Annotated in this window: 19 protein-coding genes and 1 tRNA gene; 8 read left to right on the forward strand and 12 right to left on the reverse strand. The window is 72.1% G+C overall.

Annotated elements, in window-relative coordinates; genetic code table 11:
- Window positions 1-80: 80 nt before the first annotated feature.
- Both DJ476_RS20945 and DJ476_RS20950 read left to right on the forward strand, forming a co-directional pair.
- Complete coding sequence (locus tag DJ476_RS20945; RefSeq protein WP_112491288.1) at window positions 81-887, forward strand: trans-aconitate 2-methyltransferase; 807 nt, start codon at window positions 81-83, stop codon at window positions 885-887.
- Between the two features lie 23 nt (window positions 888-910).
- Entirely contained in the window at window positions 911-1300 is a 390-nt protein-coding gene (locus DJ476_RS20950; RefSeq protein ID WP_070199234.1) for a VOC family protein, read from the forward strand.
- A 40-nt stretch (window positions 1301-1340) separates the two neighbouring features.
- Here DJ476_RS20950 and DJ476_RS20955 read toward each other — a convergent pair whose 3' ends face one another.
- A complete protein-coding gene (locus DJ476_RS20955; protein WP_019763438.1) occupies window positions 1341-2021 on the reverse strand; it encodes a TetR/AcrR family transcriptional regulator in 681 nt (226 codons plus the stop codon).
- Window positions 2018-3022 carry an acyl-CoA desaturase gene (locus DJ476_RS20960; RefSeq protein WP_103421075.1) on the reverse strand — a complete coding sequence of 335 codons (1005 nt, stop codon included), beginning with the start codon at window positions 3020-3022 and terminating at the stop codon, window positions 2018-2020. Before DJ476_RS20960 ends, DJ476_RS20955 begins: the two co-directional genes overlap by 4 nt.
- A gap of 397 nt (window positions 3023-3419) precedes the next feature.
- Here DJ476_RS20960 and ppc point away from each other — a divergent pair, with 397 nt between their 5' ends.
- The gene (gene ppc, locus DJ476_RS20965) at window positions 3420-6149 is read left to right on the forward strand and encodes a phosphoenolpyruvate carboxylase (RefSeq protein ID WP_103421074.1); all 2730 of its coding nucleotides are present in this window, start codon (window positions 3420-3422) and stop codon (window positions 6147-6149) included.
- 175 nt (window positions 6150-6324) lie between these two features.
- Here ppc and DJ476_RS20970 read toward each other — a convergent pair whose 3' ends face one another.
- The 8 genes from DJ476_RS20970 to DJ476_RS36085 form a co-directional block, all read right to left on the reverse strand.
- On the reverse strand, window positions 6325-7083 hold the full coding sequence (locus tag DJ476_RS20970; protein WP_112491289.1) for an LPXTG cell wall anchor domain-containing protein: 759 nt from the start codon (window positions 7081-7083) through the stop codon (window positions 6325-6327).
- 320 nt (window positions 7084-7403) lie between these two features.
- Window positions 7404-7997 carry an aminoacyl-tRNA hydrolase gene (gene pth / locus DJ476_RS20975; protein ID WP_103421072.1) on the reverse strand — a complete coding sequence of 198 codons (594 nt, stop codon included), beginning with the start codon at window positions 7995-7997 and terminating at the stop codon, window positions 7404-7406.
- A 161-nt stretch (window positions 7998-8158) separates the two neighbouring features.
- Complete coding sequence (locus DJ476_RS20980; protein ID WP_112491290.1) at window positions 8159-8752, reverse strand: 50S ribosomal protein L25/general stress protein Ctc; 594 nt, start codon at window positions 8750-8752, stop codon at window positions 8159-8161.
- Between the two features lie 210 nt (window positions 8753-8962).
- On the reverse strand, window positions 8963-9940 hold the full coding sequence (locus tag DJ476_RS20985) for a ribose-phosphate diphosphokinase (RefSeq protein ID WP_018515674.1): 978 nt from the start codon (window positions 9938-9940) through the stop codon (window positions 8963-8965).
- A 119-nt stretch (window positions 9941-10059) separates the two neighbouring features.
- Complete coding sequence (glmU, locus tag DJ476_RS20990; RefSeq protein ID WP_103421070.1) at window positions 10060-11508, reverse strand: bifunctional UDP-N-acetylglucosamine diphosphorylase/glucosamine-1-phosphate N-acetyltransferase GlmU; 1449 nt, start codon at window positions 11506-11508, stop codon at window positions 10060-10062.
- 109 nt (window positions 11509-11617) lie between these two features.
- Window positions 11618-11690 (reverse strand) — tRNA-Gln (locus tag DJ476_RS34600).
- A 63-nt stretch (window positions 11691-11753) separates the two neighbouring features.
- Window positions 11754-12029, reverse strand: a complete 276-nt coding sequence (locus tag DJ476_RS36080) for a hypothetical protein (RefSeq protein WP_404827525.1) — start codon at window positions 12027-12029, stop codon at window positions 11754-11756.
- A complete protein-coding gene (locus tag DJ476_RS36085) occupies window positions 12026-12277 on the reverse strand; it encodes a hypothetical protein (RefSeq protein WP_404827526.1) in 252 nt (83 codons plus the stop codon). The genes DJ476_RS36080 and DJ476_RS36085 overlap by 4 nt, the downstream gene beginning before the upstream one ends.
- Window positions 12278-12472: 195 nt before the next feature.
- Between DJ476_RS36085 and DJ476_RS21000 the strand changes: the two genes are divergently transcribed.
- Window positions 12473-13816 carry a sensor histidine kinase gene (locus DJ476_RS21000; protein ID WP_112491291.1) on the forward strand — a complete coding sequence of 448 codons (1344 nt, stop codon included), beginning with the start codon at window positions 12473-12475 and terminating at the stop codon, window positions 13814-13816.
- Between the two features lie 227 nt (window positions 13817-14043).
- On the opposite strand, the gene DJ476_RS21005 is transcribed toward DJ476_RS21000, so the two are convergent.
- Both DJ476_RS21005 and DJ476_RS21010 read right to left on the reverse strand, forming a co-directional pair.
- The gene (locus tag DJ476_RS21005; RefSeq protein WP_381247360.1) at window positions 14044-14634 is read right to left on the reverse strand and encodes an SUKH-3 domain-containing protein; all 591 of its coding nucleotides are present in this window, start codon (window positions 14632-14634) and stop codon (window positions 14044-14046) included.
- Between the two features lie 10 nt (window positions 14635-14644).
- Complete coding sequence (locus DJ476_RS21010; RefSeq protein ID WP_070203664.1) at window positions 14645-15232, reverse strand: YwqJ-related putative deaminase; 588 nt, start codon at window positions 15230-15232, stop codon at window positions 14645-14647.
- A 236-nt stretch (window positions 15233-15468) separates the two neighbouring features.
- Between DJ476_RS21010 and DJ476_RS21015 the strand changes: the two genes are divergently transcribed.
- The 4 genes from DJ476_RS21015 to DJ476_RS21030 all read left to right on the forward strand — a co-directional run bounded on the left by DJ476_RS21015 (window position 15469) and on the right by DJ476_RS21030 (window position 22052).
- Window positions 15469-16446 (forward strand): SMI1/KNR4 family protein, encoded by a 978-nt coding sequence (locus tag DJ476_RS21015; protein ID WP_103421068.1) that lies wholly within the window; start codon window positions 15469-15471, stop codon window positions 16444-16446.
- Window positions 16447-16451: 5 nt separating this feature from the next.
- The gene (locus tag DJ476_RS21020; RefSeq protein WP_404827527.1) at window positions 16452-19049 is read left to right on the forward strand and encodes an SUKH-4 family immunity protein; all 2598 of its coding nucleotides are present in this window, start codon (window positions 16452-16454) and stop codon (window positions 19047-19049) included.
- A gap of 212 nt (window positions 19050-19261) precedes the next feature.
- Window positions 19262-20158, forward strand: a complete 897-nt coding sequence (locus DJ476_RS21025; protein ID WP_103418503.1) for a cellulose-binding protein — start codon at window positions 19262-19264, stop codon at window positions 20156-20158.
- A 571-nt stretch (window positions 20159-20729) separates the two neighbouring features.
- Entirely contained in the window at window positions 20730-22052 is a 1323-nt protein-coding gene (locus DJ476_RS21030) for a type III PLP-dependent enzyme (protein WP_318294758.1), read from the forward strand.
- Window positions 22053-22068: the final 16 nt, after the last annotated feature.

Raw genomic sequence — 22068 nt, forward strand, 5'->3', positions numbered from 1 at the left:
TGTAGAGGGTCTGTCGACATGAAGTCTCTTGAATTCAAGTGTCTTGACATCAAGATATTGGGCGCGGGACCCTGTTCTCCATGACGCCCCCTCCCGAACCCACCTGGGATCCGCGGCAGTATCTGCGCCACGCGGACCACCGCACCCGCCCCTTCCAGGACCTGCTGGCCCGGATCGGGGACCTCCCCGGCCACCCCGCACCCCGGATCGCGGACCTCGGCTGCGGCGCCGGAAACGTCACCGCGCTCCTCGCCGACCGCTGGCCGCAGGCCCGTATCACCGGCTACGACAGCTCCCCGCAGATGCTCGCCGAGGCCGCCGCCCACGCCCGCCCGCCCCTGCTCGACTTCGTCGAGGCCGACGCGGCGACCTGGGAGCCCACCGAGACGTACGGCATGATCGTCTCCACCTCCGCGCTCCAGTGGATCCCCGGCCACGCCGACCACTTCCCCCGCTGGATCGACGCCCTCGCCCCCGGCGGCACCTTCGCCTTCCAGGTCCCCGGCAACTTCACCGCCCCCAGCCACACGCTCCTGGCCCGCCTCCGCGCATCCGACCGCTGGCGCCCCCGCCTCCGCTCCACGGGCGACCGCACCGCCGCCGTCCTGGACCCGGCCGACTACCTCACCCGCCTCCGCGACCTCGGCTGCACGGCGGACGTCTGGGAGACCACCTACCTCCAGACCCTGCACGGCGAGGACGCGGTCCTGGACTGGGTCAAGGGCACCGCCCTCCGTCCCGTCCTCACCGCCCTGGCCGACGACCCCGAGGCCCGCGACGCCTTCCTCACCGACTACCGCGACCTGCTGCGCGCGGCCTACCCACCGGGCCCGTACGGCACGGTCTTCCCGTTCCGCCGCATCTTCGCGGTAGCCCGCAAGCCGTGACCCCGATCCCCTGAGGAGCACCGATGACCGCCCCCACCTGCGGCCTCGCCGCCGTCGACCACGTCCAGCTCGCCGCCCCGCCCGGCTCCGAGGACGCCCTGCGCGCCTTCTACGGGGACGCCCTGGGCATGACCGAGATCCCGAAACCCCCGGTGCTCGCCGCCCGCGGCGGCTGCTGGTTCGCCGCGGGCCCCGTCCAGCTCCACCTGGGCATCGAGGAGGACTTCCGCCCCGCGAAGAAGGCCCACCCGGGCCTGCGCGTCACCGGCATCGTGGAGTACGCCGCCCGCCTGGAGGCCCACGGCGTCCCCACCGAATGGGACGCACACCTCCCCGGCCACCGCCGCTTCTACGCCCACGACCCGGCCGGGAACCGCCTGGAGTTCCTGGAACCGGAGCCTCAGGCGGGGTGAGCCCGGGCACCGCCTGCGGGGCGAGCCCGGCGCCCGCTCCTCAGCTCTTCCGGTGCCCTATCAGCCGCGGCTTCGCCTCCAGGTTCTCCAGCCCGTGCCAGCACAGGTTCACCAGGTGGGCGGCGACCTCCGCCTTCTTCGGCTTGCGGACGTCCAGCCACCACTGGCCGGTCAGCGCCACCATCCCCACCAGCGCCTGCGCGTACAGCGGGGCGAGCTTCGGGTCGAAGCCGCGGGCCTTGAACTCCAGGCCGAGGATGTCCTCCACCTGCGTGGCGATATCACTGATCAGGGAGGCGAACGTGCCCGTCGACTGGGCCACCGGGGAGTCCCGGACCAGGATCCGGAAACCGTCCGTGTACGACTCGATGTAGTCCAGCAGCGCGAACGCCGCCTGCTCCAGCAGCTCGCGCGGATGGCCCGCCGTGAGCGCGCCCGTCACCATGTCCAGCAACTGGCGCATCTCGCGGTCGACCACCACCGCGTACAGGCCCTCCTTGCCGCCGAAGTGCTCGTACACCACCGGCTTGGAGACCCCGGCGCGGGAGGCGATCTCCTCCACCGACGTGCCCTCGAACCCCTTGTCGGCGAAGAGGGCCCGCCCGATGTCCAGCAGCTGCTCCCGGCGCTCCTTGCCGGTCATCCGGACCCGCCGGGCCCGCCGGGAGGACGGGGGTCTGCTCTTCTCGCTGCTGGAGTCGGTCGCCACGTCGTCAATCATGCCGGGTCGGCCGGTACGGGCGTGCGCCGGGAGGCGATCCGGTCCGCGTCGGGCCAGCGCACGTCGTACGCCCACCCCAGCTTCTCGAACCAGCGGATCAGCCGGGCGCTGGAGTCGATCTGCCCCCGCATCACCCCGTGCCGGGCGCTCGTCGGGTCCGCGTGGTGCAGGTTGTGCCACGACTCGCCGCACGAGAGCACCGCCAGCCACCACACGTTCCCCGAACGGTCACGGGACTTGAAGGGGCGCTTGCCCACCGCGTGGCAGATCGAGTTGATCGACCACGTCACGTGGTGCAGCAGCGCCACCCGTACCAGCGACCCCCAGAAGAACGCCGTCGCCGCACCCCACCACGACATCGTCACCAGGCCGCCCACCAGCGGCGGGATCGCCAGCGACACGATCGTGAACGTCAGGAAGTGGCGCGAGATCCCCCGGATCGCCGGGTCCTTGATCAGATCGGGGGCGTACTTCTGCTGCGGCGTCTGCTCCTCGTCGAACATCCACGCGATGTGCGCCCACCACAGCCCCTTCATCAGGGCCGGCAGGCTCTCCCCGAACCGCCACGGCGAATGCGGGTCGCCCTCCGCGTCCGAGAACCGGTGGTGCTTGCGGTGATCGGCCACCCACCGCACCAGGGGCCCCTCCACCGCCAGCGAACCCATCACGGCCAGCGCGATCCGCAGCGGACGCTTCGCCTTGAACGAACCGTGCGTGAAGTACCGGTGGAAACCGATCGTGATCCCGTGGCAGCCGATGAAGTACATCGCCACCAGCAGCCCGATGTCGAGCCAGCTCACCCCCCACCCCCACGCCAGCGGCACCGCCGCCAGCAGGGCGATGAACGGCACCACGATGAACGCCAGCAGCGCGAACTGCTCGATCGACCGCTTCTGGTCCCCGCCCAGCGTGGCGGGGGGAAGGGCCGGGGCACCGGCGGGGGCGGCGGCGGAGGAAGGGGACGGGCCCGTCTCGTCGAGGACATCGGGAGAGGACGGCATAGAGGGATACCTCGGAGGGTGAGGAAGCAGTTCCGGACGGCCGTGGCTACGGTTCCGTAACCTACGGCTTGGTAAGTATGGCAGTGACGGGGCCCACAACACGAGAGGCCGGTCCAACCCGTCACCCGCGGTACCCCACGCCTCCCACGGGGTAGGGCACCCATGGCCGACGGCATCCGCCCGCACCCCACCAGGGCAGCGGACACGCCGGAGGCGACGACACCTATCCTGGGAGGGTCGGACAGCGCGGTCCGCACCCGCTCGTCGGGGCGTGGCACCAGCACCCGCTGCCGTGCCACAGGGCCCCGATACCCCGCCACGCGCTCTCCCACCGCCACCACCATCGGGAGACGCCGAAGCGACGCACCTCCTCATTCACTGCAAGGAGCCGCACACTGTGAGCAGTGCCGACCAGACCCCCGCCGCCACCACCGAGCTGCGCGCCGACATCCGCCGCCTCGGCGACCTCCTCGGCGAGACCCTCGTACGCCAGGAAGGCCAGGAACTCCTCGACCTCGTCGAGCGAGTACGCGCCCTGACCCGCACCGACGGCGAAGCGGCCGCCGAACTCCTCGGCGACACGGCCCTGGAGACCGCCGCACAGCTCGTGCGCGCCTTCTCCACCTACTTCCACCTCGCCAACGTCACCGAGCAGGTCCACCGCGCCCGCGAGATGCGCGAACGCCGCTCGGCCGAGGGCGGCCTGCTGGCCCGCACCGCCGACCGGCTCAAGGACGCCGACCCCGAGCACCTGCGCGAGACGGTCAAGAACCTCAACGTGCGGCCCGTCTTCACCGCCCACCCCACCGAGGCCGCCCGCCGCTCCGTCCTCAACAAGCTCCGCCGCATCGCGGAACTGCTGGAGACCCCGGTCATCGAGGCCGACCGCCGCCGCCACGACCTCCGGCTCGCCGAGAACATCGACCTCATCTGGCAGACCGACGAACTCCGCGTCGTCCGCCCGGAGCCCGCCGACGAGGCCCGCAACGCCATCTACTACCTCGACGAGCTGCACGCCAACGCCGTCGGGGACGTACTCGAAGACCTCGCCGCCGAACTGGAGCGCGTCGGCGTCGAACTCCCCGCCGGCACCCGCCCCCTCACCTTCGGCACCTGGATCGGCGGCGACCGCGACGGCAACCCCAACGTGACCCCCGCCGTCACCTGGGACGTCCTCATCCTCCAGCACGAGCACGGCATCACCGACGCCCTCGAACTCATCGACTACCTGCGCGGCCTGCTCTCCAACTCCATCCGCTACACGGGCGCCACCGACGAGCTGCTCACCTCCCTCCAGGCCGACCTGGAACGCCTCCCCGAGATCAGCCCCCGCTACAAGCGGCTGAACGCCGAGGAGCCCTACCGCCTCAAGGCCACCTGCATCCGCCAGAAGCTCGTCAACACCCGCGAGCGCCTCGCCCAGGGCACCCCCCACCGCCCCGGCTGCGACTACCTCGGCACCTCCGAGCTCCTCGCGGACCTGGCCCTCATCCAGACCTCCCTGCGCGAGCACCGCGGCGGCCTCTTCGCGGACGGCCGCATGGACCGCACCATCCGCACCCTCGCCGCCTTCGGCCTCCAGCTCGCCACCATGGACGTACGCGAACACGCCGACGCCCACCACCACGCGCTCGGCCAGCTCTTCGACCGCCTCGGCGAGGAGTCCTGGCGCTACGCCGACATGCCCCGCGACTACCGGCAGAAGCTGCTCGCCAAGGAGCTGCGCTCGCGCCGGCCGCTCGCCCCCACCCCCGCCCCGCTCGACGCGGCCGGCGAGAAGACCCTCGGCGTCTTCCACACCATCAAGGAAGCCTTCGAGCGCTTCGGCCCCGAAGTCATCGAGTCCTACATCATCTCCATGTGCCAGGGCGCCGACGACGTCTTCGCCGCCACCGTCCTCGCCCGCGAGGCCGGACTCATCGACCTCCACGCCGGCTGGGCCAAGATCGGCATCGTCCCGCTCCTGGAGACCACCGACGAGCTCAAGGCCGCCGACGTCATCCTCGACGCGATGCTGGCCGACCCCTCCTACCGCCGCCTCGTCTCGCTCCGCGGCGACGTCCAGGAGGTCATGCTCGGCTACAGCGACTCCTCCAAGTTCGGCGGCATCACCACCAGCCAGTGGGAGATCCACCGCGCCCAGCGCCGCCTCCGCGACGTCGCCCACCGCTACGGCGTACGCCTGCGCCTCTTCCACGGCCGCGGCGGCACCGTCGGCCGCGGCGGCGGCCCCTCCCACGACGCGATCCTCGCCCAGCCCTGGGGCACCCTGGAGGGCGAGATCAAGGTCACCGAGCAGGGCGAGGTCATCTCCGACAAGTACCTCATCCCCGCCCTCGCCCGCGAGAACCTGGAACTGACCGTCGCGGCCACCCTCCAGGCCTCCGCCCTGCACACCGCCCCCCGCCAGTCCGACGAGGCCCTCGCCCGCTGGGACGCGGCCATGGACACCGTCTCCGACGCCGCCCACAGCGCCTACCGCAAGCTCGTCGAGGACCCCGACCTCCCGGCCTACTTCCTCGCCTCCACCCCGGTCGACCAGCTCGCCGACCTGCACCTGGGCTCACGGCCCTCCCGCCGCCCCGGCTCCGGCGTCTCGCTCGACGGCCTCCGCGCCATCCCGTGGGTCTTCGGCTGGACCCAGTCCCGCCAGATCGTCCCCGGCTGGTACGGCGTCGGCTCCGGCCTCAAGGCCCTGCGCGAGGCCGGACTCGACACCGTCCTCGAAGAGATGCACGAGCAGTGGCACTTCTTCCGGAACTTCCTCTCCAACGTGGAGATGACGCTCGCCAAGACCGACCTGCGCATCGCCCGGCACTACGTCGACACCCTCGTCCCCGACGAGCTGAAGCACGTCTTCGACGCCATCGAGGCCGAACACGCCCTGACCGTCAGCGAAGTCCTCAAGGTCACCGGCTCCACCGAACTCCTCGGCACCAGTCCGGCCCTCCAGCAGACCTTCGCCATCCGCGACGCCTACCTGGACCCGATCTCCTACCTCCAGGTCTCCCTGCTCGCCCGCCAGCGCCAGGCCGCCGAACGCGGCGAAGAGCCCGACCCGCTGCTCGCCCGCGCCCTGCTGCTCACCGTGAACGGTGTCGCGGCGGGCCTGCGCAACACCGGCTGACGCACGACGACGCGAAGCGCCCCCGCCGGCTCTGCCGGCGGGGGCACTTCGCGTGGTGGCCCGACCCCCGCCACCGGCACGGGTCGGGCCGACGGAGCACGCTGCAGGCGCGCCTCCGGTGGAGGGGGCTCAAGACCGGGCGGTCCGCTGCCCGGCCCCGAGGCCCCCCGGGACGTCAGCGGTGGGCGGCCGACTGCTGCGTCTTGCGGCGGCGCGTCACCAGGAAGGCACCCGCGCCGGCGAGGGCCACGGCCGTAGCGGCCAGGAGGCCCACCGGGGCGCTGGAACCCGTCTCGGCCAGATCGCCCGTGCCCTTGTCCGTGCCCGTGCCCGGGCCGGTGCTCTCCGAGGCCGACGGCACGGCACCCGGCGATTCAGGCGTGGTCGTGGCCGGAGCGGTGGCTGACGGCGTCGAGCCCGGCTCGTCGGTCGGCGTGTCCGTGGGGGTGCCGGTCGGCTCGTCGGTCGGGGTCCCTGTGGGGGTGCCGGTCGGCGTCCCCGACGGCGACGGGGACACCGAGGCCGGGCAGGTGTGCGACAGGTTGAACTTGTTCTGCGGGACCGTGCCGTTGATCTCGGCCTTGACCGCGGTCAGCTGAGCACCGGGCTCGGAGACGGTGTAGGCGTGGTCGGCCTTCGGCGGACCGAAGACCGTGATCTCCTGCTCGCCGCCCGGCTCGAAGGTGACCGTCAGTTTGGCGAAGGTCGCGCTGTTACCGGGGAGGACGAAGTGCCAGCCGTCCTTGTCGGACGGAACGCCGGGGCACTTACCGGGGGCCTTCCCGTCAGCGAACTCGGCTGCCGTCACCGGGAGTTCCTGGCGCAGCGTCGGGTTGTTCGAACTGGAGCCCGTTGCCATGGCGCCCGGCGCCAGCACGAGAGAGGTCGTCACGGCAGCGGCCAGCGCGCCGAAAGGTATCAGGATGCGTTTCATGAGCAGTCGTCCATAGCGAGAGGTGAGGGTTGCCTGGAGGGGGCGGCGAGGGCAGCTTAACCGTGTCATCGACCCTCGTGGCCTCTGCCTGATAACGATCGAGGCCGCAACGGGACCGTGGACACACCACGGGCAAGCTCCCGCCCGAAGCGCTCCGCCACCCGGCGACCGGCCGACCGCCACCGTCGAGCGCATCGAGCCGCCACCACACCCGGAACGGGCCTGCCCCCGCATACCCGCCGCCGCACACGCCCACCGTGACTCCACGGACGCGCGTGCCACGTGACGGGACACCCCCGACGCCCTTGCCCGCGCGAGGGTCAGGAGTTGTACGCGCTCTGCGCCCGCTCCAGCCCCTCCGCCAGCAGACACTCCACCGAGTCCGCCGCCCGGTCCACCAGGTACGCCAGCTCCTTGCGCTCCGCCGAACCGAAATCCCTCAGCACGAAGTCCGCCACCTGCATCCGCCCCGGCGGCCGCCCGATCCCGAACCGCACCCGGTGGTAGTCCGGCCCCATCGCCTTCGTCATCGACTTCAGCCCGTTGTGACCGTTGTCCCCGCCGCCCAGCTTCAGCCGCAGCATCCCGTAATCGATGTCCAACTCGTCATGGACCGCCACCACATGGTCCGTCGGCACCTTGTAGAAGTCCCGCAACGCCGTCACCGGACCGCCCGACAGATTCATGTACGACATCGGCTTCACCAGCACCACCCGCCGGCTCCCCGGACCCGGCGGACCGATCCGCCCCTCCACCACCTGCGCCTGCGCCTTCTGTGCGCGCTTGAACTTCCCGCCGATCCGCGTCGCCAGCAGATCGGCCACCATGAACCCGACGTTGTGCCGGTTCGCCGCATACTCGGGCCCGGGGTTGCCGAGGCCCACGATGAGCCAGGGGTCGGTGGCTTCGGACATCAGCGCTCGGTCTCCTCGTACGGGTACAGGTGATGGCAGGCGATACAGGTGACGGCAGGCGAACGGGGCGGCGGCTCCCCGGAAGGGAGCCACCACCCCGTCAGTCAAGCAGGTGCAGCAGGTGCAGCGGGTGCGGCAGGTGAAACGGTGAGAGGTGAGGCTCAGGCCTCGGCGCCCTCGGCCCCGCCCTCGGCCTCGTCCGCGGCCGGCTCCTCGGCCTGCGCGGCGACGACCTGGATCACGATGGCGTCCTCGTCACCTGCGAGCACGGAGCCCTTCGGCAGCGGAACGTCCTTGGCGACGATCGAGTCACCGGCGTCCAGACCCGCGACGGAGACCGTGACGGACTCGGGGATGTGGGTGGCCTCGGCCTCGACCAGCAGGGTGTTCTGCACGAACTCCAGCAGGTTGGCGCCCGGCGCCAAGTCGCCCTCGGCGTGCACCGCGATCTCGACCTCGACCTTCTCGCCGCGCTTCACGGTGAGCAGGTCGACGTGCTCGATGGTGCCCTTGAGGGGGTGACGCTGCACGGCCTTCGGGATGACCAGCGCGTCCTTGCCGTCGATCTCCAGACCGATCAGCACGTTGGCCGTACGAAGCGCCAGCAGGACCTCGTGACCCGGCAGCGTGACGTGGACCGGCTCGGCGCCGTGGCCGTAGACGACCGCGGGAACCTTGTCGGCACGACGGATACGGCGGGCGGCGCCCTTGCCGAACTCGGTACGGACCTCGGTGGCGAGCTTGATCTCAGCCATGGTTGCACTCCTCGTCAGGTACGGAGAGCCGTCGGGGGTGACGGAACTCGAACGGTCACCCGGCCCACGACAGGCCTGCTACGAAGAGCGCGTCGATAACGGACCGCCGTACACACAGGTACGGCCTCCCTCGCCGAGCAACTCGCTGAGTCTACCCGGCGGGGAGGCCGCACCCCAAAGTGGATCAGTACAGGATGATCGTCACTGCTGTCAGCCCTGCTCCTCGAACAGGCTCGTCACCGAACCGTCCTCGAACACCTCACGCACCGCACGCGCGATCGTCGGCGCGATCGACAGCACCGTGATCTTGTCCAGCTCCAGCTCACCCGGGGTCGGCAGCGTGTCCGTGAACACGAACTCGCTCACCTTCGAGTTCTTCAGCCGGTCCGCCGCCGGACCCGAGAGCACCCCGTGCGTCGCCGTCACGATGACGTCCTCCGCACCGTGCGCGAACAGCGCGTCCGCCGCGGCGCAGATCGTGCCACCCGTGTCGATCATGTCGTCGACCAGCACGCAGACCCGGCCCTCGACGTTGCCCACGACCTCGTGGACCGAGACCTGGTTCGGCACGTCCTTGTCACGGCGCTTGTGCACGATCGCCAGCGGCGCGTCCAGCCGGTCGCACCAGCGGTCCGCGACCCGGACCCGGCCCGCGTCCGGCGAGACGATCGTCAGCTTCGAACGGTCGACCTTGGCGCCCACGTAGTCCGCCAGGATCGGCAGCGCGAACAGGTGGTCCACCGGGCCGTCGAAGAAGCCCTGGATCTGGTCCGTGTGCAGATCGACCGTGAGGATCCGGTCCGCACCCGCCGTCTTCATCAGGTCCGCGATCAGCCGCGCCGAGATCGGCTCACGACCCTTGTGCTTCTTGTCCTGACGGGCGTACCCGTAGAACGGCACGATCACCGTGATCGAGCGGGCCGACGCGCGCTTCAGCGCGTCCAGCATGATCAGCTGCTCCATGATCCACTTGTTGATCGGAGCCGTGTGGCTCTGGATCAGGAAGCAGTCCGCGCCACGCGCCGACTCCTGGAAGCGGACGTAGATCTCACCGTTGGCGAAATCGAAGGCCTTCGTCGGCACGAGACCGACACCCAGTTGGTGTGCGACCTCCTCGGCCAGCTCGGGGTGGGCGCGGCCGGAGAAGAGCATCAGTTTCTTCTCGCCGGTCGTCTTGATCCCGGTCACAGCACAGTCTCCTCAGACGTGTATCTGGCGCTGCACGCATAGGTCCCGATGTGCAACGAGCCAGCCGAAATGGGTGAGCATCTATCACGGTACGCCGTCACCGGCGCACCTGTTTCCGGTCAGCTTTCGCCGTCGGCTCCCTGCGACGACGCCTGAGCAGCCTGAGCGGCGGCGCTGCCCGGACGCTTCCGGGCCACCCAACCCTCGATATTCCGCTGCTGGCCCCGGGCCACGGCCAGCGAACCGGACGGCACATCCTTCGTGATCACCGACCCGGCGGCGGTGTAGACCCCGTCCCCGACCGTGACCGGTGCCACAAACATATTGTCCGAACCGGTACGGCAGTGGGAGCCGATCGTCGTGTGGTGCTTGGCGACCCCGTCGTAGTTCACGAAGACGCTCGCCGCACCGATGTTGGTGTGGTCCCCGATGGTCGCGTCCCCGACGTAACTCAGGTGCGGGACCTTCGTCCCCTCCCCGATGGTGGCGTTCTTCATCTCCACGTACGTACCGGCCTTGGCCTTGACCCCCAGCCGCGTCCCCGGCCGCAGATACGCGTACGGACCCACGGTCGCCCCGGGCCCGATCTCGGCCGAGAGCGTCACGGTGTTGTCGATGCGGGCGCCGGGGCCGACGAGGGTGTCCTCGATCCGCGAGTTGGGCCCGACCTCGGAGTCCTCCCCGAGGTGCGTGGAGCCGAGCAGCTGCGTCCCCGGGTGCACGAGGGCGTCGCGCTCGTACGTGACGGTCGCGTCGATCAGCGTGGACGCCGGGTCGACGATCGTCACGCCCGCGAGCATCGCCCGCTCCAGCAGCCGCTCGTTCAGCAGGCGGCGCGCCTCGGCCAGCTGGAGCCGGTTGTTGATCCCGAGGATCTCGCGGTGGTCACCCGCCACGGACGCCCCGACCCGGTGCCCCGCCTCACGCAGGATCGACAGCACATCGGTGAGGTACTCCTCGCCCTGGCTGTTGTCGGTCCGCACCTTGCCCAGCGCGTCGGCCAGCAGCGACCCGTCGAACGCGAACACCCCGGAGTTGATCTCACGGATCGCCCGCTGCTCGTCGGTCGCGTCCTTGTGCTCGACGATCTCGGTGACCGCCCCGGTGGCCGGGTCGCGCACGATGCGCCCGTAGCCGGTCGAGTCCGGGACCTCGGCGGTCAGGACGGTGACGGCGTTGGCGTCGGCGGCGTGGGTGGCGGCGAGCGCGCCGAGCGTCTCGCCGGAGAGCAGCGGCGTGTCCCCGCACACGACGATCACGGTCCCGTCGACGGTCCCGCCGAGCTCCTCGAGCCCCATCCGGACGGCGTGCCCGGTCCCGTTCTGCTCGGCCTGGAAGGCGGTGCGCACGGGGGCGTCGCCGGCGTTCAGATGCGCGGTGACCTGCTCACTGGCGTGCCCGACGACCACGACGAGGTGCTGGGGCTCCAGCTCACGGGCGGCGGCGACGACATGTCCGACGAGCGAGCGCCCGGAGATCTCGTGCAGGACCTTGGGGGTCTTCGACTTCATACGGGTGCCCTCACCCGCTGCGAGGACGACGACGGCTGCCGGGCTGGTTGCGCTCACGGATGTGCCCTTCGGCTTCGGGTGGTGGTCATCCGCAGGATAGCGGGGGTGTTTCGCCGGGAAACGGGGGCGGGCCCCGACCGGTGTGGTCGGGGCCCGCGTGCCGGGGCTCCCCCATCAGGATTTGAACCTGAACAGACGGTACCAAAAACCGCAGTGCTGCCTGATTACACCATGGGGGACTAATTCCGACTAAACCGGACATTGCGTCGGCTTGCCGGACCGGCACCCAACACTATGCCGTACTAAGCGCCTTCTACGCGACGATAGAGCTCGGCGCTCTTGGTCACGTAGATGACGAGGCGGCCGCGATAGGTCTCACCGGTGTTCTTGCGGTTGGTCTTGGGGGAGTGTTTCTTGAGCGTCGCCTTCATGAAGTCGCTACGGGGCACCCCGGCGAGCTCCGACCGGAAGCTCTCGGCTTCCGGCACGTTCGCCGATTCGTGGATGCTGACGCGCACGTGCAGCCGCTCGCGTGTGACGCCGAGCAGGTCGAGCCGGCTGAGGTAGAACTTGATCACGTTGGGTCGCTGTTGATGAAGAGCAGGCTCTCCCGGCGGCTGTGCGGCTTGTCCTTCATGCCCTCGGCCCGGTAGAGCGCGACTCCGGCGACGAACAGCTCTCGGTCTGACAGCTCGCCTATGGACTCGCGCGAGGCCTGTTTCGTCGCCGGCCTTTCCTGGTCCTGGCTGGCGCGGAGGCTGGCCAGGCCCGCGTTCGTCCGCGCCAGACGCTCCTCCTCCGTGTAGCGCGGTTCCGGCTTCGGCATATCCCGTACCCACAGCGAGATCGAACTCTTCGAGCACCCCAGGTGAGCGTCGTCCGGAATGCGAACGTCCAGGTCGAAAGCATGGCCGATTCGCCATTTCGGGCGATCGGTGTGCGTTTCGTGCCCGTTCGAATGCGGAACGTGCTGTTGCCGGTCACGGGAAAAGGGGATGCGTCCGCCCGTAGGCTGGATGCCATGACCGCAACGGGGGCAGACCAGGAGGCGGCGGGATCGACCACCCGCGGCTACTGGTGGTGGGAGCGGCGGCGCAGTGTCGCCCTGGACGTGGGACTGGCGCTGGTTTCGGCGCTGGAGTGTGGCCTGGAGGGGGTGGAGTTCGCCGGGAACACCGGGCTGCCGGTGCCGGTGGGCGTGGTGTTCGGGCTGCTGGCGGGTTCGGTGCTGGTGGTGCGGCGGCGGTGGCCGATCGTCGTGGTGCTGGTGTCGATCGCGATGACGCCCGCCGAGATGGGCTTCCTGATGGCGCTGGTGGGCCTGTACACGCTGGCGGCGTCCGAGGTGCCGCGCCGGATCACCGTCGTGCTGGCGGGGATGGCGCTGGTGGGGACGTTCATCGTCACCTATGTACGGCTGCGCCAGACCGTGGCGGAGGAGGCCGACTTCGGGCCGGGGGACTGGTATGTGCCGCTGGTGTCGGTGTTCATGGCGGTGGGGCTGACAGCTCCTGCCGTGTTGTTCGGCCTGTACATAGGGGCCCGGCGCCGGTTGATGGAGAGCCTGAGGGAGCGGGCGGACTCGCTGGAGCGGGAGTTGTCGCTGCTGGCGGACCGGGCGGAGGAGCGGGCCGAGTGGGCGCGTACGGAGGAGCGGACCCGGATCGCGCGGGAGATGCATGACGTGGTGGCCCACCGCGTGAGCCTGATGGTGGTGCATGCCGCGGCGCTTCAGGCCGTGGCTCCGAAGGACCCGGCGAAGGCGGTGCGGAACGCCGCCCTGGTGGGGGAGATGGGGCGGCAGGCGCTGACGGAGCTGCGGGAGATGCTGGGGGTGCTGCGGAGCGGCGACGCGCTGATGGCGCCCGCGGCTGCCGGCGAGGGCGGGCGTGCGGTTCCGCTGGCCTCGGTGGGGCAGGCGGCCGCGGCCGCTGCCGCCGCGACGGCTTCGGAGGACGGGCCCCGGCTGAGCGAGCTGGAGGTGCTGGTGGCGCAGTCGCGGCAGGCGGGGATGGTGGTGGAGCTGTCGGTCGACGGTGAGCTGCGCCCGTACGCGCCGGAGGTCGAGCAGACGGCGTTCCGGGTGGTGCAGGAGGCGCTGACGAACGTCCACAAGCATGCGGCGGGGGCGAAGGCGTGGGTGCGGTTGGCGCACCGGGGGTCCGAGGTCGCGATGCAGGTGGAGAACGGTCCGTCGGACGCGGCGGTGGCGGACGCGGGGCTGCCGAGCGGGGGGAACGGGTTGGTGGGGATGCGGGAGCGGGTGCTGGCGCTGGGGGGTGTGTTCGTGTCCGGTCCCACGGACGCGGGGGGCTTCCGGGTGTCTGCGGTGCTGCCGGACACATCCGCCTCTCCGGGGACCTGAGGGGGCCACCCTCCACCCTGTCCGGCGTTTGAGGACGGAACCCTGCACCACTCCAGCCCGTCCGGCGTTTGAGGACGGAACCCTTGCTGGAGGGAGCGGTGCCCCCTTCTGGGCCGGGGACGTGGAGGCGCCGGCCCGTCCCGCCGCGACGCTTCCGTCCTCAAACGCCGGACGGGCTGGAAAGGGATGACGGGCCCGTCCCCAAGCGGACGGGCCCAAGGGGCGCCCTACGCCCCTGACTGCGGCGGGCTCGACAGGCGGGTCGGCTGGGCGCCCGTGACCAGGGTGGTCAGGGCCTCGTCGATGTCCTGGCCCAGGAACCAGTCGCCTGTGTGGTCGATGCTGAACACCCGCCCCTCGGTGTCGATCGCGAGCACCGCCTGCTCGTCCCCTTCCGCCCCCAGCGGGGCCACCTCCGTCTCCAGGGCCCGGCCCAGGTCGCCCAGGGTGCGGGCGAGGTGCAGCCCGTGCAGCGGGTCGATGCGGATGGCGGCGGGGGCGATCTGCCGGCCGGGTGCGGACGCGGTGATGTGGAGGGCGCCGAACTCCGCCCAGGCCTCGACCGCCGCCGGGAAGACCGCGTGCCGGTGGCCGGCGGGCGAGGTGTGGGCGCGCAGGGCGTCGGCCCACTCCTCGGCCTGCCGGATGTCCCAGCGGCCGGGCTGCCACCCCGCCTCGCGCAGGGCGGCGTCGACGGGTACGGCGAAGCGGGTGGAGCTGTGCTGCCGCGGAAGCCGCACCGGGGGCGCGGGATGCCCCGGGGCCCCCGGGGGGCTGGCGGGCGCGGCGGGCGGCGGGGGCGGGAGGTGGTCGTGCATCGGTGGGCGGTCAGCCCTTCTCGGCGGTGGTCGCGGCGCCGGTGGTGGTGAGGTCGACGGGGCGTACGCCGAAGTGGGAGAGGAGCGCCGAACAGGATCGGCACGGTGGTGCGTAGCTGCCGTGCAGCGGGTCGCCGTCCTCGCGGATGCGGCGGGCGGTGATGCGGGAGTGCTTGAGCGCGCGCCGGGCCTCCCCGTTGGTCAGGGGTTTTCGCTGGGCGCGTTTGGAGCGGCCGCTCTCGGCGGCGGTGAGCTGCCGGGAGAGCAGTATGGCTTCGGGGCAGCGGCCGGTGAACCGTTCGCGCTGGCCGCTGGTGAGGGTGTCGAGGAAGTCCTGGACGAGCGGGTGCAGCACCGGCGGCTGGTCGCCCTTGCCGGCGGTGCAGGTGAGCGTCTCCCCGCGTACGGACAGGGCGGCGGCCACGGCGGGGAGGATCCCGTCGCGGCGGTGGAGCAGGTGGGGTGTGCGGCCGGTCTCGGTGCTGCTCCAGTCGAGTCGTGGGTCCCCTGACGTTCCCGATGGCCCCGGGGCTCCTGATAGCCCCGTCGTACCGGATGTACCGGATGCCCCCGTTGTCGCTGTCTGTGCCGAATGCATGGTGCTGTCGTCCCTCCCTGCAATCCCCCGAGTTGCGGGGACAGCCTGCCAAATGTGAAGCGAGGTGGGGAAGCTGGGTGGGGGAAACGTGTCTGCGTGTCGCCCGAAGGTGCGAGACCGTCGCCTCACCGTCACACGAATGTGACGCTCGGTGATGGAACCGGCGGGACGGGACCCCCTGTTGCCCCACCGCTTAGGCTGTGCGGAACCACCAGACGCAGCAGGGGGCATCCGCCATGACGACAGGTCGGCCCGGGCAGCAAGCCGCGCCACCGAACGCGGCCTATGCCGGGCAGGTCGTGCACTTCCCGGACCCGGTCCGGGCGTCCCGTCACCCCAGAGGTGTACGTGTGGACGGCAGCGGCTACCCGGACTTCTCGCCGTACGCGCGCGCCGCCGCCGAGATCGCCGACCCCCCGCCGGGGTTCGGCGTGGACGAGCTGCGGCTGACGGACTACGTGTCGGCGAACGCGGCGATGGCGGCCTCCGGTCATGAGCTGTGGGACACGATTCCCGCGGTGGCGACGCCGCACGGCTGGACCTGGCACCACGTGGCGGGCGGCCGGCGGATGGAGCTGGTGCCGGTCGAGGTGAAGGCGCTGCTGCGCCACCACGGCGGTCTGGCGACGACCGAGGTGGACCAGGACCGGCGGGGCACCCGTCCGTTGCAGGAGACCCGCCCGGCCCACTTCCGGCTGCCCAAGGGCGCGGTCGCGGTGAGCGAGCAGCAGATCCAGGGCGTCGAGGAGGACCTCGGTTACCGGCTGCCCGGCGCCTACCGCTCCTTCCTGAAGGCGGCGGGCGGTTCGGCCCCGGTGGGGGCCGCGCTCGACGCCGAGCTGGGGCTCCTGGTGGACCAGCCGTTCTTCACGGTGCGTGACCAGGCCGGGGTCAACGATCTGGTGTACGTGAACAAGTGTTTGCGGGACCACTTCACCAAGGACTATCTGGGCGTCGCCTTCGTGCAGGGCGGAATCCTGGCCGTGAAGGTGCGCGGGCAGGACGTCGGTTCGGTGTGGTTCTGCCCGTACGACGATGCCCGGGACCAGGACGGCTGGAGCGTGCAGGAGCGCGTGGAGCGGCTGCTGCTGCCCTGCGGCGAGGACTTCGACGCCTTCCTCCAGCGGCTCGCGGGCAACCCGCCGGAGCTGGAGACGGTGGCGAACCTGATGGTGGACGGTGGCTTCGCGCGCACCGTCCCGGTGGAGGGGTGAGCGCGGTGGTGACTTTCGCGCAGGCGCAGGAGCGGGCGGACGAGTGGGTCAACGGTGACGTGCCCGCGTACCAGCACCGTGAGGTCCGGGTCCGTGAGTTCGAGCTGGGTTTCGTGGTGTGGGCCGAGGACCGGGCGGAGGGCCCGGTCTCGGACGGCGGCCGTCAGCGGCTGGTGATCGCCCGGGACAGCGGCGAGGCGACGTTGTGGCCGGGGCTGCCGGTGGGCGAGGTGATCCGGCGGTACGAGGAGGAGTACGGGGCTCCGTCGGGTGAGCCGGTCGCCGCGCCGGAGCCGCCGCAGCGGGTGGACCTGAACCAGACGTCGTTCCTGCTGACGCCGCCGGAGTGGCTCCAGGAGGCGGCGGACAAGCTGGGCATCCCGGACCACCGGGCGGAGCGGCGGGCCGCGGCGGCGGAGGAAGGTGAGGAAGCAGGAGCGGCAGCGGGAGCTGCGGACGAGCCGGCCGACTCCTCCGTATCCACGCCGTCCCCTTCTTCCTCCACCCCGTCCCCTTCTTCCGCTTCGGCCTCTTCCGCCGCCGCGTCGGATGCGTCCGCCGAGCCCGCCCCCGGCGGCTCCGCGCCCTCCTCGCCCGCGTGGCCCGCCGCGGGCGGCAGCGCGGGCGGGGCCTACGAGCCCACCGCGTCCGACGGCGTGCCCGCCGGGGCGACCCCGTGGGCCGGTACGGACACCAACTCCACGGACTCCGACGACGGGGCCGTCCCCCTGCCCGCGACGGTGTTCGCGCCGCCGCTCTCGGGGACCGACGACGAGGAGGCCCCGCCGCCGGTGGTGTCGGCCGAGGCGCCGACCGCGCTGATGTCGGGGGGCAGCCAGCTGCCGCGTACGCAGGTGGCTCCCAGGCTCCAGCCCGCCGACGAGGGTTCCCCGGACGCGCCGGGCTCCCCGGGCGCCGGGGACATCGCGGACGCGGCCACCAGCAAGGCCGTGGTGCCGCCGCGCGGCACGCGCGGGGGTGGTCCGACGACCCCGCCGCCGCCCGGTGCGCCCGGGATCCCCGGCGTACGCCCCGGTGCGACGCCGCCGCCCTCGGGTCCGGGGGCGCCCGGCGCCCCGGCGGGCGGGTACATCCCGACGCAGCTCGTCTCCCAGCTCGGCCCGCCCGGCTCCACCCCGCCGCCCGGTCCGCCCGGCGCCCCGCAGCCCCCCGGTCCGCCCGCTCCCCCCGGTCCGCCGGGTGCCACGCCGCCTCCGGGCGGCGGGGTCCACCACGCGGCGACGATGCTCGCCGACGGGAGCAGCATCGGTGCGGGCGTCCCGGGCGCGCCCCGTCCGCCGGGCCCGCCCGGTGCGCCGGGCGCCCCGCTGCCCCCGGGCCCGCCCGGCGTACCCGGAGCCGGTGCCGGTGCCGGAGCCGGTGTCGGCGCACCCCAGCCTCCCGGCCCGCCCGGTCCTCCCGGTCCGCCGCCGGGTGCGACGCCGCCTCCGGGTGGCGGGGTGCACCAGGCCGAGACGATGTTCGCGAACTCCGGCCCGATCCCGGTCCCCGGTCCGCCGGGTCCCCCCGGCGCTCCCCAGGGCTCCACCCCGCCCCACGGCCCCGGGCCCGTACAGCACCACACCCCGCCGCCCCCGGCGTACGGCTATCCGCAGCAGCTCACCGGTCTGCCGACCGTGGGCCCGGGCTACCAGGCCGTGCTGCGGTTCCGGGCGCCGGACGGCAGTGAGCAGCAGCTGATCCGGCGTTCGGCGCCGGGCACTCCGCACCCCGAGTGGCAGATGCTGCACGAGCTGCGGGCGATGAACGTGCCGCCGCAGCAGGTCATCGAGCTGCACACGGAGCTGGAGTCGTGCGAGCTGCCGGGCGGGTACTGCGCCCGGATGATCCGGGAGACCTGGCCGCAGGTGCGGATCACGAGCGTGGCTCCGTACGGCACCGATCACGCCAGCCGGCAGGAGGGCATGCGCCATCTGCTGACCCACCAGGGCGAGTTGCACCAGGTGGCGGACGGTCCGGCGCGGCCGGCCCCGGTGCGGGCGCCGCTGCCGCAGCTGCCGCCTGCGCCCGCGCTGCCGCCGGAGGCGGTGGCCGAGGAGCTGCTCCAGGCGTTCGGTCCGCAGGGGATCCTCCGGTTCGACCAGCGTGCGGTCTCCCGTCAGGGGGTGCCGGACGTGGTCGCGCGGACCCTGGTGTGGGCGGGGCTGCCCGCCGACTTCGGGCCGTTCTTCTGGGCGCAGCCGGGGCAGCCGGTGGTGCCGACGCTGGGTGAGCTGGCGGCGCAGCGGCAGGTGCAGGCCGCGCCGGACGCGGGGTCGTACCTGGTCATGGGGACGGACTTCGGGCGGGCGATCTGTGTCCAGTACGGGACGGCGAACATCGTGGCCGTGCCGGTGGAGGCGGGTCCGGGCGGTCAGCCGGTGCCGCCGCAGTTCGTCAACACGGGGCTGCCGGAGTTCGTGCGGTCGATGGCGCTGCTGGGCCGGATGTGGCGGCTGCGGTACGGGCTGACGCCGGAGCAGGCGGGGCGGTGGACCGTCGATTTCCAGGCACAGCTGGTGGCGCTGGATCCGGCGGCGCTGGCCTCGCCGGAGAGCTGGTGGTCGGTGCTGCTGGAGCAGATGTGGGACGGTCTGCTCTGATCCGTACCCCTGGCCGATAAGCGTTGTACGAGGCACCCGCTCCGGGACGGATCGGGTGCCTCGCCACGTTACGGGCGTGTGACACCCGTCGCTTTCCGTCCTGAAAGCATCTGATCGATTCCGACTTCCGGCCCCATTTGCCGCATCCTTGGCTTATCACGGGAGACCCGTGTGCGTCCGCGTGTCCGTAAGTCGTAGAGGGGCTTCAGGCTATGAGTGCTGGACCGGTGTCCGCGTTCGACGTGGTCGGCATGCGGGGGCGTGGTTACCGCCCGGACCAGGTCGACCGTGCCGTGGCCGAGCGCACCGCCGAGCGGGACCGGGCGCTGGCCGAGGCCGTACGGCTGGAGGGGCTCGCGCAGGAGCTGGCGGCGGAGGCGGCCCGGCTGGCGGAGACCGTGGCGGCGCTGCCCGAGCAGGACTACGCGGAGCTGGGGGAGCGGGCCCAGCACATTCTGGCGCTGGCGCGGGAGCAGGCCGAGGCGCTGCGGGCGGACGCGGAGGCGGCGGGCCAGGAACTGGCGGACGCGGCCGACGCTGCGGGCCGGGCGGCCGTGGACGCGGCACGGGAGGCGGCCGACGCGGTGCGGGCCGCAGCCGTGGAGGCGGCCGAGGAGCGGGTCGCGGAGGCGGTCCGGGAGGCGGACGGCGTGCTGGCGGCGGCCCGCGAGGAGGCCGGGGAGGTGCGCGGGGCGGCGGAGGCCGCGATGGCGCAGACCCGGAACCGTACGGAGAGCGTCCTGGCCCACCAGGAGCAGGAGCACGCCGAGCGCCACAAGGCCGCCGAGGCGGAGATCGCCGCCGCCGAGGCCGAGATGGAGGCCCGCCACGCGGCGCTGACCGAGCGGGCGGAGGCGCGGCTCGCGGAGGCGGCCCGCACGCTCGCGGAGGCCCAGGAGACGGCCCGCCACGGCCAGGAGGACGCGGAGGCGCGGGCGGCCGAGCTGCTGGCGGAGGCCCGGGTCCGCGAGGAGCGGATCGTCCGGGAGACCGAGCGGGTGCTGCGGGAGCACGAGGAGGCCCGCGAGGAGGTCCAGGCCCACATGGCCCACGTCCGCAGCTCGCTCGCGGCGCTGACGGGCCGGGTGACGGCGGGCGCGGAGGACTGAGGGCGGGCGCCGGACGGGCCCCCGGGGCACCAGGGGCGGGTCCGGGACCTCCGGGGCAACCGGCGCGGGTCCGGGGCGCCGGGGCATCCGGTGCGGGCCCAGGGCCTCCGGCGGGCTCGGCGGCCCCAGTGGTCCCAGGCGGCCCCAGCGGGCTCGGTGGCCCCGGCGGCTGAACTCGTCCCGTCTCGCGGGGGATTCGGCCATCATGGCGGAAGGCCGATCCCGGCCGGGTCGTCCGGGATGCGGGTATTCCGGGCATGGCGGATATCATCCACCTCAGGGTCTTTCTCGTGTGCCCTGGATCACTCCTCGGCGGGCGGGCGCATATGCCCCTCGGGGTGGGGTATCCGGGCGCATCCCGTCTTCGCGCGGGAGGGGCGGCACCCTTCCGGAATGTCTCATTCCCCGTGGGCCCCCCTTCCTTCCGTCACTCCGTCCCCTAGGGTTTCGGCAGTACCCGAGAGCAACAGAAAGTTCGCGCCGTTCCGGTTCCTCGGATGTCCGATCTCTGATCCCTGATCCTCGATCTCCGATCCGGCGGGCGAATCCATGTCTGATCCGGGAGGGCTGCTTGTCCGAGCATCATGTGCATTCCGGTGACTCCGCGTCCGTCGAGGCGGACATACAAGGAATTCCCTACACCGCCATCGCGGAAGAGTACGGAACCCCGTTCTTCGTCTACGACGCCCACGTCCTGTCCACCACCCTGAGAGAGCTGCGGGACGTGCTCCCGGCCGGCGTCGACGTCCTCTACTCGCTCAAGGCCAACCCCAACATCAGCGTCTGCGCCGTGCTGCACCGCGCCGGTGCGGGCGCCGAGGTCTCCTCCGTCGCCGAACTCACCACCGCGCTGCGCGCCGGAGTCGACCCCGGGGACATCGTCTTCCTCGGCCCCGGCAAGACCTGCGCCGACCTGGTCGCCTGCCTGGAGGCGGGGATCCACGCCGTGGTCTGCGAGTCCTTCGCCGAGCTGCGGCTGCTCGACCGGATCGCGGCCGGGCACGGGGGCACCGCCCCCGTCCGTGCGCTGCTGCGCGTCAACCCGGCCTTCCCCAGCAAGGGCTCCGGGCTGGCGATGGGCGGCAAGCCCCGCCAGTTCGGCATCGACGAGGAGCAGGTCAGGGCGTGCCGCCCCCTTCTCGACACCCTCCGCCGGGTCGAAGTGGTGGGATTCCACGCCTATATGGGAACGCGTTTCCTGCACCACGAGGACATCGTGGCGAACACCGAGAACATTCTCGCCATGGCGGAGAGCCTCGCCGCCGATCTGCGGATCCGCCTCGACACGGTGGATTTCGGCGGCGGTCTCGGAGTCGCCTACTTCGAGAACGAGGAGGACCTCGATTCCGGCGCCCTCGGAAAGGGGCTGACCGGCCCCGTCACGGAATTCCGTGAACGCCACCCCGACTGCCGTCTCATCATGGAACTCGGCCGCTATCTCACCGCCCGCGCCGGCACCTATGTGACCCGTGCGCTGTACGTGAAGGAGTCGTCCGGCGAGTCGTTCGTCGTCGCGGACGGGGGCACCCACCACCACATGGCCGCCGTCGGCATCGGGAGCTTCGTCAAGCGGAACTTTCCCGTACGCCACCTGGGCCGCCCCCACGCCCCGGCCGACCGCACCTACACGGTCACCGGCCCCCTCTGCACCCCCAACGACACCGTGGTGAAGCGGGCAGCGCTGCCCGAGGTGGTCCCCGGCGACCTGCTCGGCGTCGAGCGGTCCGGCGCCTACGGCCCCACCGCCTCGCCCGGACTCTTCCTCAGCCACGGCTATCCGGCCGAGGTCCTGGTCCACGGGGGCCGCGCCCACCTCGTGCGCGACCGGGACACCCCCGAGGATCTGCTCGCCCGTCAGCACCTGGTCGGACTCGACCCGCCGGCCGCAGGGTGACCGGCCGGCCCTGCCC

The organism is Streptomyces bacillaris, assembly GCF_003268675.1.
Classification (GTDB): domain Bacteria; phylum Actinomycetota; class Actinomycetes; order Streptomycetales; family Streptomycetaceae; genus Streptomyces; species Streptomyces bacillaris.

Excerpts from the sequence above, each read along its gene's own strand:
- DJ476_RS20945 (WP_112491288.1), top strand. The coding sequence starts at position 81 with ATGACGCCCCCTCCCGAACCCACCTGGGATCCGCGGCAGTATCTGCGC.
- DJ476_RS20950 (WP_070199234.1), top strand. The coding sequence starts at position 911 with ATGACCGCCCCCACCTGCGGCCTCGCCGCCGTCGACCACGTCCAGCTC.
- DJ476_RS20955 (WP_019763438.1), bottom strand. The coding sequence starts at position 2,021 with ATGATTGACGACGTGGCGACCGACTCCAGCAGCGAGAAGAGCAGACCC.
- DJ476_RS20960 (WP_103421075.1), bottom strand. The coding sequence starts at position 3,022 with ATGCCGTCCTCTCCCGATGTCCTCGACGAGACGGGCCCGTCCCCTTCC.
- DJ476_RS20970 (WP_112491289.1), bottom strand. The coding sequence starts at position 7,083 with ATGAAACGCATCCTGATACCTTTCGGCGCGCTGGCCGCTGCCGTGACG.
- pth (WP_103421072.1), bottom strand. The coding sequence starts at position 7,997 with ATGTCCGAAGCCACCGACCCCTGGCTCATCGTGGGCCTCGGCAACCCC.
- DJ476_RS20980 (WP_112491290.1), bottom strand. The coding sequence starts at position 8,752 with ATGGCTGAGATCAAGCTCGCCACCGAGGTCCGTACCGAGTTCGGCAAG.
- DJ476_RS36085 (WP_404827526.1), bottom strand. The coding sequence starts at position 12,277 with ATGCCGAAGCCGGAACCGCGCTACACGGAGGAGGAGCGTCTGGCGCGG.
- DJ476_RS21000 (WP_112491291.1), top strand. The coding sequence starts at position 12,473 with ATGACCGCAACGGGGGCAGACCAGGAGGCGGCGGGATCGACCACCCGC.
- DJ476_RS21005 (WP_381247360.1), bottom strand. The coding sequence starts at position 14,634 with ATGCACGACCACCTCCCGCCCCCGCCGCCCGCCGCGCCCGCCAGCCCC.
- DJ476_RS21010 (WP_070203664.1), bottom strand. The coding sequence starts at position 15,232 with ATGCATTCGGCACAGACAGCGACAACGGGGGCATCCGGTACATCCGGT.
- DJ476_RS21015 (WP_103421068.1), top strand. The coding sequence starts at position 15,469 with ATGACGACAGGTCGGCCCGGGCAGCAAGCCGCGCCACCGAACGCGGCC.
- DJ476_RS21025 (WP_103418503.1), top strand. The coding sequence starts at position 19,262 with ATGAGTGCTGGACCGGTGTCCGCGTTCGACGTGGTCGGCATGCGGGGG.